13 protein-coding genes and 1 pseudogene are annotated in these 17,273 nt (G+C 60.9%); 7 read left to right on the forward strand and 7 right to left on the reverse strand.

Translation table 11 applies throughout. From position 1 onward, the window contains the following. The first annotated feature begins 71 nt into the window (after positions 1 to 71). Positions 72 to 2,522 (forward strand): TonB-dependent siderophore receptor, encoded by a 2,451-nt coding sequence (locus SB765_RS16620; RefSeq protein ID WP_410911206.1) that lies wholly within the window; start codon positions 72 to 74, stop codon positions 2,520 to 2,522. 70 nt (positions 2,523 to 2,592) lie between these two features. Here SB765_RS16620 and SB765_RS16625 read toward each other — a convergent pair whose 3' ends face one another. The 5 genes from SB765_RS16625 to SB765_RS16645 form a co-directional block, all read right to left on the reverse strand. Continuing rightward, positions 2,593 to 4,443, reverse strand: coding sequence for a DUF3857 domain-containing transglutaminase family protein (locus tag SB765_RS16625; protein WP_410931618.1), 1,851 nt, complete (start codon positions 4,441 to 4,443; stop codon positions 2,593 to 2,595). A gap of 79 nt (positions 4,444 to 4,522) precedes the next feature. Continuing rightward, positions 4,523 to 5,008, reverse strand: a complete 486-nt coding sequence (locus tag SB765_RS16630; protein ID WP_410931619.1) for an isochorismatase family protein — start codon at positions 5,006 to 5,008, stop codon at positions 4,523 to 4,525. A 59-nt stretch (positions 5,009 to 5,067) separates the two neighbouring features. Continuing rightward, positions 5,068 to 7,554, reverse strand: coding sequence for a TonB-dependent siderophore receptor (locus tag SB765_RS16635; protein ID WP_410931620.1), 2,487 nt, complete (start codon positions 7,552 to 7,554; stop codon positions 5,068 to 5,070). 176 nt (positions 7,555 to 7,730) lie between these two features. Beyond that, positions 7,731 to 8,678, reverse strand: coding sequence for a FecR domain-containing protein (locus tag SB765_RS16640; RefSeq protein ID WP_341798285.1), 948 nt, complete (start codon positions 8,676 to 8,678; stop codon positions 7,731 to 7,733). A 3-nt stretch (positions 8,679 to 8,681) separates the two neighbouring features. Further along, positions 8,682 to 9,191, reverse strand: coding sequence for a sigma-70 family RNA polymerase sigma factor (locus SB765_RS16645; RefSeq protein WP_410931700.1), 510 nt, complete (start codon positions 9,189 to 9,191; stop codon positions 8,682 to 8,684). 67 nt (positions 9,192 to 9,258) lie between these two features. Here SB765_RS16645 and SB765_RS16650 point away from each other — a divergent pair. After that, a pseudogene (locus tag SB765_RS16650) lies at positions 9,259 to 9,365 on the forward strand (IS5/IS1182 family transposase); the annotation flags it as partial. A gap of 154 nt (positions 9,366 to 9,519) precedes the next feature. After that, positions 9,520 to 10,563 (forward strand): RHS repeat-associated core domain-containing protein, encoded by a 1,044-nt coding sequence (locus SB765_RS16655; RefSeq protein WP_341798284.1) that lies wholly within the window; start codon positions 9,520 to 9,522, stop codon positions 10,561 to 10,563. Positions 10,564 to 10,676: 113 nt separating this feature from the next. Here the strand turns inward: SB765_RS16655 and SB765_RS16660 are convergent, their stop codons facing one another. Then, positions 10,677 to 11,588: a LysR substrate-binding domain-containing protein gene (locus SB765_RS16660; RefSeq protein ID WP_341798283.1), complete on the reverse strand. Its 912-nt coding sequence runs from the start codon at positions 11,586 to 11,588 to the stop codon at positions 10,677 to 10,679. Positions 11,589 to 11,782: 194 nt separating this feature from the next. Here SB765_RS16660 and SB765_RS16665 point away from each other — a divergent pair, with 194 nt between their 5' ends. The 3 genes from SB765_RS16665 to ttdB are packed head-to-tail and all read left to right on the forward strand — an operon-like array spanning position 11,783 to position 14,672. After that, positions 11,783 to 13,114: a dicarboxylate/amino acid:cation symporter gene (locus tag SB765_RS16665; RefSeq protein WP_016500366.1), complete on the forward strand. Its 1,332-nt coding sequence runs from the start codon at positions 11,783 to 11,785 to the stop codon at positions 13,112 to 13,114. Positions 13,115 to 13,167: 53 nt separating this feature from the next. After that, positions 13,168 to 14,067 carry a L(+)-tartrate dehydratase subunit alpha gene (gene ttdA / locus SB765_RS16670; protein WP_016500367.1) on the forward strand — a complete coding sequence of 300 codons (900 nt, stop codon included), beginning with the start codon at positions 13,168 to 13,170 and terminating at the stop codon, positions 14,065 to 14,067. Continuing rightward, on the forward strand, positions 14,064 to 14,672 hold the full coding sequence (ttdB, locus tag SB765_RS16675; protein ID WP_003259286.1) for a L(+)-tartrate dehydratase subunit beta: 609 nt from the start codon (positions 14,064 to 14,066) through the stop codon (positions 14,670 to 14,672). The genes ttdA and ttdB overlap by 4 nt, the downstream gene beginning before the upstream one ends. Positions 14,673 to 14,842: 170 nt before the next feature. Here the strand turns inward: ttdB and SB765_RS16680 are convergent, their stop codons facing one another. Beyond that, on the reverse strand, positions 14,843 to 15,901 hold the full coding sequence (locus SB765_RS16680; RefSeq protein WP_341798282.1) for a sigma-54 interaction domain-containing protein: 1,059 nt from the start codon (positions 15,899 to 15,901) through the stop codon (positions 14,843 to 14,845). 292 nt (positions 15,902 to 16,193) lie between these two features. On the opposite strand from SB765_RS16680, the gene SB765_RS16685 reads away from it, so the two are divergent. Then, entirely contained in the window at positions 16,194 to 17,267 is a 1,074-nt protein-coding gene (locus tag SB765_RS16685) for an ABC transporter substrate-binding protein (RefSeq protein ID WP_410931621.1), read from the forward strand. Positions 17,268 to 17,273 lie beyond the last annotated feature (6 nt).

Genomic DNA, 17,273 nt, shown 5'->3' on the forward strand with positions numbered 1-17,273 from the left:
GCCTGATCACTTTGCCAGGGCTTATCCGACTCATAGGTATCCCGACTTTTACCTATCAGAGAAACGCGACGATGACCTGCCGCTTCAACACCAGGCCTTTCACTGCGCCAGGCCTGCGCACCTGCCTGCTGCTGACTGCACTGCTCGCGGGGCCTGGCGCTGCCAGCGCCGCGCAAGCCCATGACTACCACCTACCGCAGGGCGACCTTGGCGAAACGCTTACCCGGTTCGCTGCCGAGTCTGGCATCGTGTTGTCTTTCGACACCCACTGGACGCGCGGTAAACGTTCGCCTGCCCTCGAGGGGCGCTATGACGTCGACCAAGCCTTGCAGATTCTGCTCAGTGGCACCGGGTTGCAGGCCACTCGGGAAAGCGATGGGCGCTACTCGCTGCTGTCAAGCACCCCACGGGGCGATGCGCTGGAGTTGGCCCCCAGCCGTGTCGATGCGCTGGGGCTGGGTAACGTCACCGAGGGTACCGGCGCCTACACCACCGGCGGTTCTACCAGCGCAACCAAGCTGCCGCTGACCCTGCGCGAAACGCCGCAGTCGGTCAGCGTGATCACCCGCCAGGTGATCGACGACCATGGCTCGCAAGACATCGGCGACGTGCTGCGCAACACCCCCGGGGTTTCGGTCCAGGCTTACGACAGCGAACGCATGGAGTACTCCGCACGCGGGTTTGCCATTACCAACTACCAGTACGATGGCATCAACACCATCTACGACGGCGTCTACGATGAGGGCGTGACCCACGTCGACATGGCCGCCTACGACCGCATCGAAGTCATCAAGGGTGCGACCGGCCTGATGACCGGCTCTGGCGACCCCTCGGCGACGGTCAACCTGGTGCGCAAGAAGCCCACCCACGACTTCAAGGCGTCGATCACCGCCAGCGCAGGGTCCTGGGACAACTACCGTACCGAAGGTGATATTTCGGGTTCGCTCAACGACAGCGGTAGCGTACGCGGCCGCCTGGTGGGTGCCTACCAGGACCGCAAGTCGTACCTGGACCACTACAAGCAGAAAAAGGATGTCTACTACGGCATTCTTGAAGCCGACCTGACGCCAGACACCCTGCTCACCTTCGGCATCGACAACCAGGCCACCACCCCGCGCGGCTCGTCCTGGACAGGTAACCCGACTTACTTTTCCGACGGCAGCCGCACCGATTTCTCGCGAGCGCACAACCCGGCGGCAGACTGGAGCCGTCGCGACTTCGAGTCAACCACCTACTTCAGCTCGCTGGAGCAGGCACTGGCCAACAACTGGAAGGTCAAGCTCAGCCTCAACCACATGATCAGCGACCATGACACGCGCCTGGCGTCTGCCAGCGGCGGCAACCCAAACCCGGCAACCGGCGAGGGCATGTTCCTGTACTGGGGGCGTTGGGAAGGTCACCGCGTGCAAAACACCGCCGACGTGAATATTTCCGGCCCGTTCACCCTGTTCGGCCGCGAGAACGACCTGGTGGCAGGCTTCATGACCTCGCATTCGAAGCAGACCGGCGATACCTACGACGGCAGCGCGTTCGCCATGGTGCCCGGCTCCATCTTCGACTGGAATGGCAAACTGCCGGAACAGAACTTCCCGAAAAACGGCGACTACACCACCACGCAAAGCCAGAACGGCGCCTACGTGGCCACCCGTTTGAGGCCGACCGACAAGCTTTCGCTCATCCTCGGCACCCGGGTCAGTACCTTCAAGTACAACGATGATCAGGACTATTACCCAACGTCTTCGTTGAGCGACACCCACGCAAGCTACAAGGAACACGGGGTGGTCACCCCTTATGCGGGCGTGGTCTATGACCTGGACGACACCTACTCGGTGTATGCCAGCTACACGTCGATCTATCAGCCGCAGGTTTACAAGGACATCAACGGCGCCACCCTCGCCCCCGTCGAAGGTGACGGCTATGAAGCCGGGCTGAAGGCTGCCTGGTTCGACGGCAGGCTGAACGGCACCCTGGCGTTCTTCCGCATCGAGCAAGACAACGTCGCCTCCAACATCGGCACCAACCCGGTGACCAACGAAGGCATCTACAAGGCCATCGACGGCGCCACCACCAAGGGCGTCGAACTGGAGCTGGCCGGCGAACTGGCACCCGGCTGGAACGTCACCGCCGGCTACACATACGCCCGTACCCGCGACGCCGACGACCAACGGATTTTCGGCTTCCCTCTGGCAACCACCAAGCCTGAGCACGTAGTGCGGCTGTTCAACACCTACCGCCTGCCTGGCGCATTCGACCAGGTGACCGTGGGCGGTGGGCTGCGCTGGCAGAGCGGCTTCTACGGCAACATCTACAGCCCGATCGCCAACGACTATACCCGCATCAAACAAGGCGGCTACACCCTGGTGGACCTGATGGCCCGCTATCAGTACAGCGAGCACTTGAGCTTCACGGTCAATGCCAACAACGTGTTCGACAAGGTCTACCTGACCGGGCTTGGCAACTTCGATACCACGTACTACGGCGAGCCACGCAACATGATGGTGACGACGCGCTGGGACTTCTAGAGCTACTGCCTTGTGCTGCCGGCGATGGGCCGCAAAGCGGCCCTGATTGCTTAACCGGCCGGTGTCAGAGCTACCCTGCCTGCACGATGATCTGGCTTTGCAGGTCGCGGATCATTGCCTCCAGCGCCGGTTTCATGGCCGTGAAGTCCTCCGGCGAGCAGACTACATCCGGGTGGCTGAACTTGAAACGCCGCTCCACCAACACTGCGTTGCCCTCTTGGGAATAGCGCGCACTGTAGTCGACATTGCCGTCATGCAGCTTCACAGGTTTCGGGATTGCCAGCACGTTGACCTGGGCGGGGAACTCGAAGCGCGAGGTCTCCACCGTGTCGTTGCCAATGCACACGAAGCTCTGGCTGCGTTCCTTCTCCAGGGTGAAGCTGTAGACGTTCTGCGAGATACCGCCCGCCAGGCTGGTAAGGGTCGCCACACCCACCGGCCCCGGCAGGTTGACCAGGTTTTCCGTGTGCCCATCCACATTGCTGACAAAGTCGCCGTTGGCGGTGGGCGGCTCGATCTTGATCGAACCACTGCCACGCTGCCCATAGGCGGCCAGCACCCTTTCGACCAGCATCTCCCGGTCTTCCGGTTTCATCAACTTCAAGCCGAAGCGGCTCATCTCGCTGGCCCAGCCCTTCACCGTCGAAACATTGGTGAAGTCGGCACCACCATCGGCCTTGACCTTGAACAGCAAGTCACTGGAAACCTGGTTCAGTTGCATGGCCGGGGTTTTGCCAAACTCACCAGTGGCAGTCAGCAGCACTCGCTTGTTCAGCACGGTCAACGGCAGGTAACCGGCAGCAACCGATGGGTCAGTCGAGTCCAGGTACAAGTCCAGGCCCGGCACATAGGTGATCACATGGTTCAGCACACCCAAGGTCGGCACTTTGGGGAACACATAGGCAGTGCCCTGGTTCACCAGCGCCGGGGTGCTCTTGATGCCTGCCGCGCCCAGCAGCGCCTCCAGCAGCGCAACATGGTCCTTGCAGTCCCCGTAGCGGTTGTCCAGTACGGTTTGCGCGGCATGCGGCACCACCCCGCCAGCGCCGACGTACACCGCCACATAGCGGATGTTCTCGCGTACCCAGTCACTGAGGGTCAGCGCCTTTTCCCGCGCGGTGGGCAAGCCGGCCGTCAGGCGCTTCGCCAGTTCACTGATCTGCGGAGTGACCTCGACCGTGGCCCTGGCCTGGTAGGCCTGGGCGAAGTCCTTGAAGCCGGAGAACGTCGAAACCGCCAGGTAGTGGCCGTAGTCCAGGTACGACACTGCACCTGTCTCGATCCGCGCCCGCGCCGCCGGTACATAGTCCCAGCGATACACCGTGCGCCCTTCCCCGCTGGCGGGTGACGACGCCTTGAAACCACGGGCATCGGCCTGCAGCGGCATGCCCTGGGGCAGGTCGTAGGTCAGCGAAAACTGCCCGACCGGGTAGAACTGCGGCACGGTGATGTCTTCGAACTGTCCAGGGAAAAGCGGCGTAGCGCGGTTACGTTGATAACGCAGCACCAGCCGGTCCCCCACCGCAACCTCGGGGAAGATGACCACCTTGTTGACCGAGTCCTGGAACATCGGCGCCTGCGCAGAAGCCTGCTCCTGCTGCTCCTTGATGTGCGCGGCATCCACCTGCACTTTGCGGCCGTCGGGCTTTTGCGTGTAGGCCTCGACCACCTCCAGTGTCTCCAGCGAACGGTTGTAGCTTAACGGGTGCTGGGCATTGGTCTTGATGGCGCGTTCTTCGTTGATCAGCATGACGCTGTCGACATCAAGACGGAAGCTGCCGTCCTTCTGCACGACGAACGTCTGCGCGACCTTTTCCAGGGTGATTGAACGGTCGATACCATCGGTAAAGGCATGGGCAAGGCCCGCCCAGAGCATTGTGACAGGCAGCAGAACAGCTGCCAGGTATGGCTTTTTAAGCATGGAGATCCTTCTCGATCAGCGGAATGCAATCAACAATGATACGCATTGGCACTGCATGATGGCAAAGTGACAATATTGCCTAGCGTTGCCCCGCCAGTTCGGCCAGCACTTCAGCCGAGGTCGTGACCTGGCGGAAGTGATGCTGCCACAATTCGATACCCAGCTTGGCCGACCGGTCCAGCGAAGACCCTACCGTCATGTCCGTCACCAGGGTGGGCGTCAGCCCCGCATCGAACAGGGCAAAGCCAGCGGCCAGCACACAGGTTTCGGTCTGCAGCCCACACACCAGCACCCGCTCCACACCCAGTTGCCTGATGTACGCGATGGCTTCGGCGCTCTGCCCGTAGCCATGCTTGATGAACACCTGGTCGGCCTCGACCAGGCTTTCGTCCTCGGCCGCCGGGTGCCAGCCGAGCTGCCGCTCGAACGGCGTGACCTGTTCGTCGTGCAACTCGACCGAGGCAATGGTAGGAATGTTCGCTGACAACCGCCGCAAGCCATCGACCAGCCACTCGGGCGGGCTGAAGGTGGACTGGACATCGACGATGAGCAAAACCTGGCGCATAGCGTTCTCCCGCCATTGGCAAAATGGCGCGGAGTATACCGCGTGGCGCGGGGGCTTGATCACCAGTCGTAGGTCATCTCTACCGACGCAACCCGCTCCTGTCCGTAATAGCAGCCAAACGCATAGTTGCAGTCGGATACGTACTCGCGATCGAAGATGTTTTGCACATTCACGCTGGCCTGCAGGCCGCGCAGGCTTGGGTCGAGCTTGGCAAGGTCGTAGCTGACGGTGGCGTCATACACGGCATAAGCCGGTACTTCGAAGGTATTGGCCGAGTTACCCTGTTTGCGGCCGGTGTAACGTGCGCCGGCGCCAAACGTCAGGCCATTGAGAGTGGCCTGGGTGAAGTGGTAATCCACCCACAATGTGGCAGACACCGGGGCCTGCGCCTCGTTGCGGTTGCCCTGGTCGCCATAGGTGCTCTTGGTATAGAACGAGTCGATGTAGGTGGCAGCGGCCAGTACATCGACATGCTCGATGCTGGATTTGAGTTCTAGCTCCACCCCACGCGAGCGCACCTCGCCATTTTGCGCCTGGTACTGCGGGTACTCGGTATCACCCGTCAGCATGTTCTTCTGTTTCACCTGGAACACCGAAGCCGTGAACAAGGTGCCGTCGACTGGCTGGTACTTCAGCCCCACCTCGTATTGCTCGCCTTCGCTTGGCTCGAACGCCTTGCCGCCGCGCTCGGGCGCTGCCGTGCCCACGGTTGGCAAGAACGACTGGGAATAGCTGACATACGGCGCCAGGCCAAACTCGGTGACATAGGTCAGGCCGATGCGCCCGGTGAACTTGGTGTCGCGTTGGGAGGCAATGCTGTGCGCCAGCAGGTCCTTGTTGTCGACTTCCGCCCAGTCCTGGCGTCCGCCTACCGTCAGGATCCAGTTGTCCAGCTTGATCTGGTCCTGCACGTACAGCCCCGTCTGGCGCAGGGTGTTGTCCCAACGGGTATCCAGCACCGGCGTTACATTGCTGGTGGGGTAGTTGTTCTTGCCATACAGGTCGACCGGCAACACGTTGTAGGCGTTGTAACCATCGTACTTGCGCGAGAAGTGACGGTAGTCCGCGCCGGCCAGCAAAGTGTGCCGCAGTGCGCCCGTGTCAAAGGTGTACTCCAGGTTGTTATCGATGGTGTAGGCGATGTTGTGCTGGCGCCAGTCAAGCTTGACCCGGTTGGCGCGGGTGTAGTCGACCACATCGCCATCCGTCACAAAGCTGCGCAGGTAGAAGCCCTTGTAGCGGTCGCGCACATCGGTGTATCGCGCCGTTGAGCGCCAGGCCAGGTCTTCGTTGAAACGGTGGCTGAAGTCATAGCCAAAAATATACTGGTTGCGCTTGTAATCGTTGTACCGCGAGTCCCCTGAAAAGAAGTCCCGGTCGATATGCTGGCCTGTCGGGCCACGCTTGAGCGAGCCGATCATCGGCAACGTCTGATAATCGGGCAGGCCATCATCACGCTGGATTTGTGCGAGCAGCGTCAGGGACGTGTCTTCGTTTGGCGCCCAGGTCAGGCTCGGCGCCAGCAACAAGCGCTCGCTGTGCGAGTGAGCGACCATCTCGTTGCCTTTGTCAGCAACGCCGACCAGGCGATAGGTAAACGCCTTCTGCTCGTCCAGCGGGCCGCTGGTATCGAAGGCACCGTTGACCCTGTTGTAGCTGCCAGCGCCAAGTTTCACCTGGCTACGCTGCTCGCGGGTGGGGCGCTTGGAGACCATGTTGATCAGCCCGCCCGGCTGGTTTTGCCCGTACAGCACCGAAGAAGGGCCTTTGAGCACTTCGATACGCTCCAGCGTGTAGGGGTCGATCTGAGGTGCGCCCCCAAGGCTACCGGCATACGGCAGGTACGCGCCGTCCAGGTAGAGCGGGGTCGGGGCAAACCCGCGGCTGGTGATTTCGTCGGCAATGCTGTTGCGATCGGTAAAGCCGCCGGTAGCCAGGCCCGGGGTGTAGCGCAGCGCCTGGGTCAGGTTGCGCGCGCCCTGGGCTTGCACTTGGTCGGCGGTGACCACGTTGATGGCCTGGGGGATCTCCAGGATGGGCGTGTCAGTCTTGGTGCCGGTGGCACTGCGGCTGGCAACGTAGCCATTCACCGGCCCATAGGCGGACTCCACGGCCGCGCCGGTCACGCTGGTGGTATCAAGCTGCAGGGTCGAATCGTCACCGACCATGGGCAGCAGCGAGTAGCTGCCATTGGCCTGCTTCAATACCTGCAACCGGTTACCCGCCAGCAACTGGCGCAGGCCGGCATCGGGGCTGTAGCGGCCATGCAGGCCGGGCGACTTCAGCGCCTGCACCGAAGACGGTTCAAAGGACACCGTTACCCCCGCTGCCGAAGCAAATTGGGTAAGCGTCGTGGCCAGCGGGCCGGCGGCGATATCAAACGAAGCTTCAGCCTGGCTTTGCGCAACCGCAGGGCTGGCGACCATCACCGTTGCCAATGGCGCGGCCAGCGCCACACTGAACAATGCGCGATGCACTGCACGCGCCAGTCTGGTTTTGGTCGAGTTGATCAAGAGGATGCGGTTGCAATCGTTGACAGCGAGCATGCGGTTTCCTTTCGCCCTGCGGCAGTTTTTTCATTGCGCTTGGTGCGCGTCTACCTACAAGTCGAACGAGAACGACAATCGATAACCCCCCAGGAAAAAAAATCGCCAGCCTTCAGGCCATGACACTCAATCAAGCATTTTGGGGCCGCGTTGCGGCCCATCGCCGGCATCAGGCTTCAGGCAGCCTCGACGCGCGTCCAGTAGCGGCTGAAGCGACGAATGCGCACAGGCAGCGTGGTGGTCAGGTTTTGCAGGACAATATCGATGTCGCCCAAGTGAAAGGCCCCGGACAGTCGCAACCCGCCCACGGCCTCATCGCAGCCCAGGTACCCGGGCCGATACCGCTGCAGCTCGCTCACCACATCGGCGAGGCGCCAGTCATCCACGATCAACATCTCGCGGGACCAGGCGTCTGCCATCACCGCTAGCGGTGTCACGTTGCCCATCTTTTCGGTGCTGAATTGCAACTGTTGCCCGGCCTCTACCCGCACAGCCGCCATGCTCTGTGCACTGCGCACTTGCACCGCATGCTGCAGCACGCACACCCGCGTAACGTCGGCGTCGCAGCGCACGATAAAACGCGTACCCAGTGCGCGGACACTCCCCTGGCCGGTATGCACGATGAACGGGCGGGATAATGCATCCGATGCGGTCTGCACCAGGATCTCCCCTTTCAGCAACTCAAGTGCGCGCCACTGGCCGTCGTAGCGAATATCAACAGCAGTGTCGGTGTTCAATTGCAACTGGCTGCCATCGTCCAGCCGCAACGAACGCTGCTCGCCAACGCCTGTACGCACGTCGGCCATCAACCGCGCAACGCCGCCATCACGCAACACCACACCGCCTGTCGCGCCCGTGACCAACAACAGCGACAACACCTTGAGCACCTCACGCCGCTTGGCCCTGGCACTGCTTAACGTCGGCCGTGCAATACCGGGTGTGACCTGCGCCAGCTTGCCCTGCAAGCGTGCCAGGCGCTCCCAGGCCTGCAGGTGTCGCGGGTCACTCAACAACCAGCGCTGATGCGCCGCTCGCGTGCTGTCATCCGCTTGGCAGCGCAGCTCGACATACCAGCGTGCGGCAGCCTCCAGGGTATTGCGGTCCAACGGTTCAGCCCCCGCCATCGTTCACGCCTCGGCCAGCATCAGGCAATGGGTCAGCGCCCGCACTGCATGCTTTTTGACGGTAGTGAGCGAAACATCCAGGCGCCGCGCGATTTCCACATAGCTCAGGCCATCGAGCTGGGCCATCAGGAAGATCTCGCGGGGGCGCGTGCCCAGGCCATCGAGTAGCCGATCGATTTCCAGCAGGGTCTCGATAATCAGCAGGCGCGCCTCGGGCGAAACCTCTACCTGCTCGGGCCGTGCCGCGAGGGTTTCCAGGTAGGCCTGCTCCACGGCACGGCGCCGGAACATGTCGATCATCAGGCTGCGGGCCACGCTGCTCAGATAAGCCCGTGGCTGTTGCAGCTCCGCGGCCTTGCGCAGGGTCAGCACCCGTATGAACGTGTCCTGGGCCAGGTCGGCCGCATGCTCCATGCACCCGAGCTTGCTGCGCAGCCATCCGCACAGCCAGGAATGATGGTCCTCGTAGAGCGTGTGCACGGCTTTTTGCAGGGAAGGGTCAGCACAGGACATGGTAGAACCGATCAGGGCGTCTTTAGTAATGACTCTCATTTAACCCGAGTCTGACCGGATTTCGCAAGCCACTGACATCAGCTACGGCCATCCACTGCTTGACGACGTCAGCTTTCCATCGACCAGCGTGGTCGCCCGCGTAAACGCTGTAAGTGGTTGCTTACCGACAAGGGCTAGGACGCCGAGGCGCTAGCCGGGCAACCCATCATCCCCATGCGCTCGATGAAGCGCATCGTACAGATGCCTAGCAGTTCTGCTAGGTAGACAGCGTGGGACAACTGGGCAAGGATAATAGTCAAGTACAGGGAGCTTTCAGGGAGCCCAACCCATGCCGACGAACCCGGATACCGTACTTTCCTTCTACCGTAATGACGCACCGGATCGTCTGACAGCGTGTAGGCCATCGAAGCAGGCGAACATTCAACGCTTTTACCAGAAAAGCCGCCTGGCCACCGAGGTACAAGGCTTGCTGACGCGTTCGATCTTCCAGCACGACGATCAACTGTTGGCCGAGCATCAGAGCCAGGGCGATGGGATTAAATCGACCTTGCTCGCTACCGATCAGCAACGCTCGGGGTTAAATGTACTCGACGCAATGCAGCTTCATACCCTTGTGTACACACCTTATGGCCACCGAACAGCGGAAGGCGACTTACTGAGCATGCTGGGCTTCAATGGAGAATGTCCAGACCCGGTAACCGGGCATTACGTATTGGGTAATGGATACCGAGCGTTTAATCCGGTATTGATGCGTTTCAACAGTCCTGACAGTTGGAGTCCGTTTGGTAATGGGGGGTTAAATTTATATGCGTATTGCCTAGGTGATCCCATTAACTATAGCGACCCAACGGGCCACTCAAAATTTACGGAATTTATAAATACTCTTACCCAGTGGGCAGGTAATGCGGCCGCGAAACTGCGATTATCGTCGAGATCCAGTTCCACTGGCAAAGGGCACATGCAGAGCGATGTCGGACAAAAGCCACTACCTAAACTCGACCATATGCCATGGCATGTTCAGCGTAAAATAATCGGGCAATTGTCTAGCCAAGATGCACTCAGTCTCGCCGGAACCTCCAGATCATTGAAAGCCTCTGTATACCAGGCGTCAGAGGCAAATTTTGCCATTGCGTTTAACCAAGAACCACGTCAAGGCTTGATAAAACACGTTAAAGATAAGCCAAATTCGCCCGTTTTCTATCATCAAATCACCGTAATTGACAAAGCTGGGACCGGCCAATTAATGGGGGTCCTGCCGCGTGAAGCTGTGAATTCAAACTTTTCTCCTAAAACTATTCGAGAGAACTGGCCGCATCCAGAGGCAAGGATTAGAAACGGGAAATTTGTTCGTTTTGGCGGTGTAGTCGTTTAAGCATCGTATTTGATTTAATCAAGCTGTACGAGCATTTCTTGGCAGTATGGGAAACCAAGTTTTTCAGCAAGGCCCAAGAATACTGAGTCGACGGTACGAATGGGTAACCCGGCTCAGTTCCACGCTGCCAAGGTTTCTCCCTGGCAAAAGAACGTTCTCAAGTGCTCGACAAAACACGACACCTTGGCCGACAGGTTCAGGCGCTCCAGGTACACCGCATAGATATCCGCAGGCGGGGTGTGGTAATCACCCAGCACTTCCACCAGCCGCCCACTGCGCAGGTGGTCAGCCAGGTTCCACTCGGCCCGCATCAGGATGCCCTGCCCATCGAGGGCCCAGTTCAGGGCGACCTCGCCATCGTTTGTGCTCAGGCTGCCGCGCACTTTCACCGACTCGCTCTGCTTGCCACGGCTGAGCCGCCAGATGCCGAACGCGGCATCGTTCTGGCGCAACACGATGCAGTTGTGGCTGGCCAGGTCTTTTGGCGCTTCTGGGGTGCCGTGGGCCTCCAGGTAAGCGGGCGCCGCGCACAACCGGCGGCGGTTGGCAGCGATCTTGCGGGCGATCAGACGCGAATCAGGCAGCTCACCAAAGCGGATGGCCACATCGATAGCGTCGTTCGGCAGGGCGATTGGGCGGTCGGTGAGGTGCAACTGCACCTCCACCTCGGGGTAGCGCCTGGCAAACGACGACACTGCCGGCCCCACATGCGTACGACCAAAACCCAGCGGTGCATTGACCCGTAGCAGGCCCTTGGGCTCGGCACGGCTGCTGGAAACCTGGCGCTCCATTTCCTCGATCTCACCCAGTATCCGCCGGGCATTCACCAGGTAGGTCTCGCCCTCGGCGGTAAGGCTGATGCTGCGTGTTGTGCGGTTAAGCAAACGCACACCCAGGCGCTGTTCCAGCTGCGCCAGGCGCTTGGAGACTGCAGGCGGCGTCAGGTTCAGTTCGCGCGCAGTACCCGCCAGGCTGCCCACCCTGATCAGCTGGGTGAAGAACGCCAGCTCCGATACCGGATTCATAATTAACCTGAGGGAAACAATGAGTTGAATTTCATTGTATTACAGCATTTTTGAAAAACCATTACCTTTTGCCCTGCGTGATTAACCACAAAGAAGCTGGGCTTTTCGGCCGCCAAGGCCAGGTGTGACCTGCACCCCACGATCAGCCCGGCCGCCAGATAAATCCGACTCACAACAATAATTCGGAGACGGCAATGGCCAAGCGATTGTTCGGCAAGCTTTATGTACAGGTATTGATCGGCGTAACCCTCGGGGTGCTGATCGGGGTGTTCTGGCCACAGGTGGGCGCAGACTTGAAGCCCATCGGCGACGCCTTCATCAAACTGATCAAGATGGTCTTCGCCCCCATCATCTTCGCCACGGTGGTGCTGGGCATCGCCAAGATGGAAAACATGAAGGAACTCGGCCGCGTGGGTGTGCGTGCGCTGATCTACTTCGAAGTGCTCTCCACCTTTGCCCTGGTACTGGGGTTGGTAGTAGTCAACATCGTACAGCCCGGCCAAGGCATGAACGTCGACCCTGCCACCCTCGACGCCAAGAGCATCTCGACCTACACCGCTGCCGCAGCCGGGAACAGCGGCGGCTTCATCGACTTCATGCTGCATGTGATACCCGGCAGCGTGACCGACGCCTTCGCCAAGAACGAGATCCTGCCGATCCTGCTGTTCAGCACCCTGTTCGGCATCGCCCTCTCGCACCTGGGCCCTCGTGGCAAGCCCATGGTGGATGTGCTGGAGGCGTTCTCCCACGGCATGTTCTTCATCGTCGGCATGATCATGCGTGTAGCCCCGCTGGCAGCCTGCGGCGCCATGGCCTTCACCGTCGGCAAATACGGCCTGGGCTCCATCGTGTCGTTGGGCAAGCTGATGGCAACCATGTACCTGACCTGCTTCCTGTTCGTGGTGATCGTGCTGGGCACCATTGCCAGGTTGTCCGGCTTCAACTTGTGGAAGTTCCTCAAGTACCTGAAGGAAGAGCTGTTCACGGTGCTGGGCACCAGCTCGTCCGAATCGGTGGTGCCACAACTGATGAACAAGCTGGAAAAGGTCGGCGTGTCCAAACCGGTGGTGGGCCTGGTGATCCCCTCGGGCCTTACCTTCAACCCGGATGGCCAGTGCATCTACTACACCATGGCCGCCATCTTCATCGCCCAGGCCACCAACACCCCGTTGACCCTGATGGACCAACTGCTCGTGCTCGGCGTGCTGCTGCTCACCTCCAAGGGCTCCGCAGGGGTGACCGGTTCGGGCTTCATCACCCTGGCCGCAACCCTGGCGACCATGGACAACATCCCGGTGGCCGGCATGGTGCTGCTGCTGGGCGTGGACCGCTTCATGTCCGAGGCCCGCGCCATCACCAACACCATCGGCAATGCCGTCGGCACCGTGGCTATCGCCAACTGGGTCGGTGCACTGGACAAGCAACGCATGGCCCAGGCCCTGGACGGCCAGCTACCGGCAGAACCACAACCCACCGATACCCGCCCTGCCCTTGCACAACTGGAGGCCGGCACGCCCACACCCTGACCTTTCGATAACAGCAAAAAGAACCCGCCTTGTGATGCAGTGAGGAAATAATCATGGACAAAGAAACCGCCGTGTCATCGCTTACCGACGTGATGGCCAAGTTCACCGCCTATATCGGCAAACGCCTGCCCAAAGACGTGAAGGAAAAGACCGCCAAGTTACGCGCCGCCGAAACCAACCCGCTGGCCATCGCCGTGTACGACTCGATGGCCGACAACCAGGAGTACGCCGACAAGCTCAACCGGCCCAGCTGCCAGGATACCGGCGTGATCCAGTACTTCGTCTCGGCTGGGGCGCGCTTCCCGCTGCTGGGTGAAATGGAAAGCATCCTCGAAAACGCCACCAAGGAAGCCACCATCCAGGGGCCGTTGCGCCACAACGCGGTGGAAACCTTCATCGAGAAGAACACCGGCACCAACACCGGCTCGAAAATCCCGTGGCTGGACTGGGAAATCATCCCCGATGCCGACTACGCCATCGTCGATGTGTACATGGCCGGTGGCGGCTGCACCTTGCCAGGTTCGGCCAAGGTGCTGATGCCGGGGCAAGGCTATGAAGGGGTGACCGAGTTCGTTTTCGATGTGATCACCTCTCGCGGGGTCAACGCCTGCCCGCCGTTGCTGGTGGGGGTCGGGGTTTCGACCTCGGTAGAGACAGCAGCACGCCTGTCGAAGAAGGCCATCCTGCGCGAGGTGGACTCCAGCCACCCCAACGAAAGCGCAGCAATGATGGAAAAGCTGCTGGAGGACGGGCTGAACGAAATCGGCATCGGCCCGCAGGGGCTCACCGGCAACAGCAGCGTAATGGGCGTGAACATCGAGTCCTCGGCCCGCCACCCCTCCACCATCGGCGTGGCAGTGTCCACCGGTTGCTGGGCGCACCGCCGCGGCAAGATCCGCATCAACGCCGACCTGACCTACGACATCCTCTCGCACGAAGGGGTAGTACTGTGAAAAAGATCCTGAGCACACCGATCAGCGACGAAGACCTGGCCAACCTCAACGTCGGTGACGTCGTCTACCTCACCGGCCAACTGGTGACCTGCCGTGACGTGGCACACCGGCGCCTCATCGAATTGGGCCGCGAACTGCCGGTTGACCTGCGTGGCGGTGCGATTTTCCATGCAGGCCCCATCGTCAGGAAGAAGGATGATGGCAGCTTCGAGATGGTTTCCATTGGCCCGACCACCAGCATGCGCATGGAAAAGTTCGAGAAGCAGTTCATCGAGCAGACCGGTGTGAAGCTGATTGTCGGCAAAGGTGGCATGGGGCCGGAAACCACCACCGGCTGCCTGGAAAACAAGGCGGTGCATGCGGTGTTCCCGGGCGGTTGCGCAGTGCTGGCAGCAACCCAGGTGGAAGAGATCGAGCGTGCGGAGTGGCAGGACCTGGGCATGCCGGAGACCCTTTGGGTGAACCGTGTTCGCGAGTTCGGGCCGCTGATCATCTCCATCGATACCAAAGGCAACAACCTGTTCGAGCAGAACAAGGCCCGCTTCAACGAGCGTAAAGGGGCAGTGATCGAGAAGATCAACAGCCAGGTGCGCTTCATCAAATAAACCTCGGCTGCTGGCTACGCGGTTCCACCTGACCTGTATTTCAAGGCAAACACAGGCCCGGTAGGAGCAGCCTTGTGCTGCGAAAAGGCCGGTAAAGATCACATAACAGTATGATCCGTACCGGCCTCTTCGCAGCACAAGGCTGCTCCTACAGGGGTGGGCCGCGCCCATTACGCTTTTGTCAGTTCGCCGATCTTCTCCAGCCGCGCCCGCACGATGTTGCGGCTGATGTTCAGCAACCGCCCTGTCTGCAACTGGTTACCGTGGCAGTACCGATACGCCGCCCTGAACACCGTCTCCTCGATATGCTCATACAAATTCGGCACATTCTGCTCGAACAACGCCAGCAACGCGCTTTCCAGGTCAGGCGGTGCCGCGCTCGCTGCCGGCAGATACGCATGCGCCACCGGCGCCGACACCTGTGGCCGCATATCGACCAGGTGCAGGTCCGCCGGCGCCACCACCTGATACCGGCACACCAGCAACGCATGGTGAATGGCATTTTCTAGCTCGCGGATGTTGCCCGGCCAGCTATGCGCCAACAATTTGCGTTCGGCATCCGGGCTCAACGCAGCACGCTCGTAACCCAGGCGTCGGCAATGCTCCTCGATGAAAAACTCCGCCAGCGGCAGGATATCCCCCGGCCGTTCACGCAGCGGCGGCAAGCGAATCGTCGCCACATGCAGGCGGTAGAACAGGTCCTCTCGAAAATGCCCCGCCACCACCGCATCGGCCAGGTTGACGTTGGTCGCCGCCACCAGCCGCACGTTGATCGGGATCGGCGTACGTGAGCCCAGGCGCACCACTTCCCGCTCCTGCAGCACCCGCAGCAACTTCACCTGCATGTTCAGCGGCAGGTCGCCGATTTCATCAAGGAACAACGTGCCGCCATTGGCCGCTTCGAACCAGCCGGCCTTGTTGCTGGTGGCGCCTGTAAACGCGCCTTTCTCGTGGCCGAACAGCTCGCTCTCCACGAGGGTTTCGGCAAAGGCACCGCAGTTCACCGCCACGAATGGCTCACGCCCACGGCGGCTGAGGTGGTGGATATGACGGGCAACCAGCTCCTTGCCGGTGCCGGTTTCGCCGATGATCAGGGTGTTGGCCTCACTGGGCGCCAGGCGCTCGATGCGGCTGAGCAGCTCCTGGGAGCGCGGGTCCTTGAACACGAGCACGGTGGCACGTACCGACTTGGTCAGCTCGCGGGCATTGGGGTGGGTGATCAGCGACATTGGGGCATTCCTGGCAGTTGACGCGCCGGCCCATAGTGCATGAAACAAATTAGATCAAAAAATTATTAATTAATATTTAGATATTCGAATTAAGAATATTGAAATTTTCAGCAACCCATTGCTGCCACAGCAGCAACCCGTCAGCACTCCCTGCCCGTCGATCAGCAGACCTTTCCTCGCACACCAACGTATTCATGGCGGGAGCCCTTGTAAATAGGGGGCTTCAGCCACTTCAAGGCATGCTGGCATGCATTTCGCTCCTGGCCTGTAGAACCTTTGCCTGGAGCTGCACATGAACAATCCCTGGCGTAATGCCCTCGCCCTGCTGGGCGGCCTGTTCCTTAGCCTGGCTGCGCTGGCAGCCGAGCCACCGGCGGCGGTGCGCATCGCCATCGTCGCCTTCACCCAGGGCGGTGCGCCGGTGTTCGGCGGTATCCCCGGGCGGGTGATCGAAGAAGGCTGGCTGGAACAGCAACTGGCCGCCCGCGGCGTGAAACTGCAATGGACCGCCCTGCCCCATGCCGGCGCCGGGCCGCAAATCAACGAAGGCTTCAGCAACGACAGCCTGGACTTTGCCGTACGCGGCGACCTGCCTTCGGTCATCGCTGGTGCCGGCCAGGTGCCGGGCAAGCTGGTGGTACCGGGTGGCAGCGGCAACAACATCTACCTGGTTGTACCGAGCAACTCGACGGTGCGCAGCATCCAGGACCTCAAAGGCAAGCGCCTGGCCTTGCACCGCGGCCGCCCGTGGGAGTTCGCCTTCAGCAATTTCCTGCAAAGCCAGGGCCTGGCACTCAGTGATTTCAAGATCGCCAACCTCAACCCGCAAGTAGGCGCCGCTGCGGTGTCCGCCGGCAAGGTCGACGCCGCCGTGCTGCTCAACGAAGCCTATGCCCTGGAAGACAAAGGCGTGGCGCGCATCCTCTGGTCGACCAAGCAAGGCGCCAACGACTGGCGGCTGGTGTCGGACCTGTGGGGCACTGACCGCTTCGTGCAGCAGCACGCCGACCTGACGCAACTGGTGGCCACCGCCTGGGTGCGCGCGGCTTGGTGGATCTCCCAAGAGCAGAACCGCGACGCCTACTACGGGTTGTCTTCGCGTGCCGGTGTGAGCGAAAGCGTGCTGCGCCGGGACGATCAGGACGACCCGGTCGCGTGGAAGGCACGCTGGGCGCCGAAAAGCGATGCCCAGCTCAAGGCCCACTACGACGCCCTGGGCCAGTACGCCCTTGCCAACCGGCTGATCCGAACGCCCTACGACATCACCAGCGACCTGGCCACGGGCTTTACCCGCCAGGCGCTGATCGACCTGCAACTGACCCACTACTGGCCGTCCCTCGACGCCCAGATCAGCCAACAACCTTGAGAGCCT

The sequence above is a fragment of the Pseudomonas sp. SIMBA_067 genome, from assembly GCF_046534675.1.
Lineage (GTDB): Bacteria > Pseudomonadota > Gammaproteobacteria > Pseudomonadales > Pseudomonadaceae > Aquipseudomonas > Aquipseudomonas putida.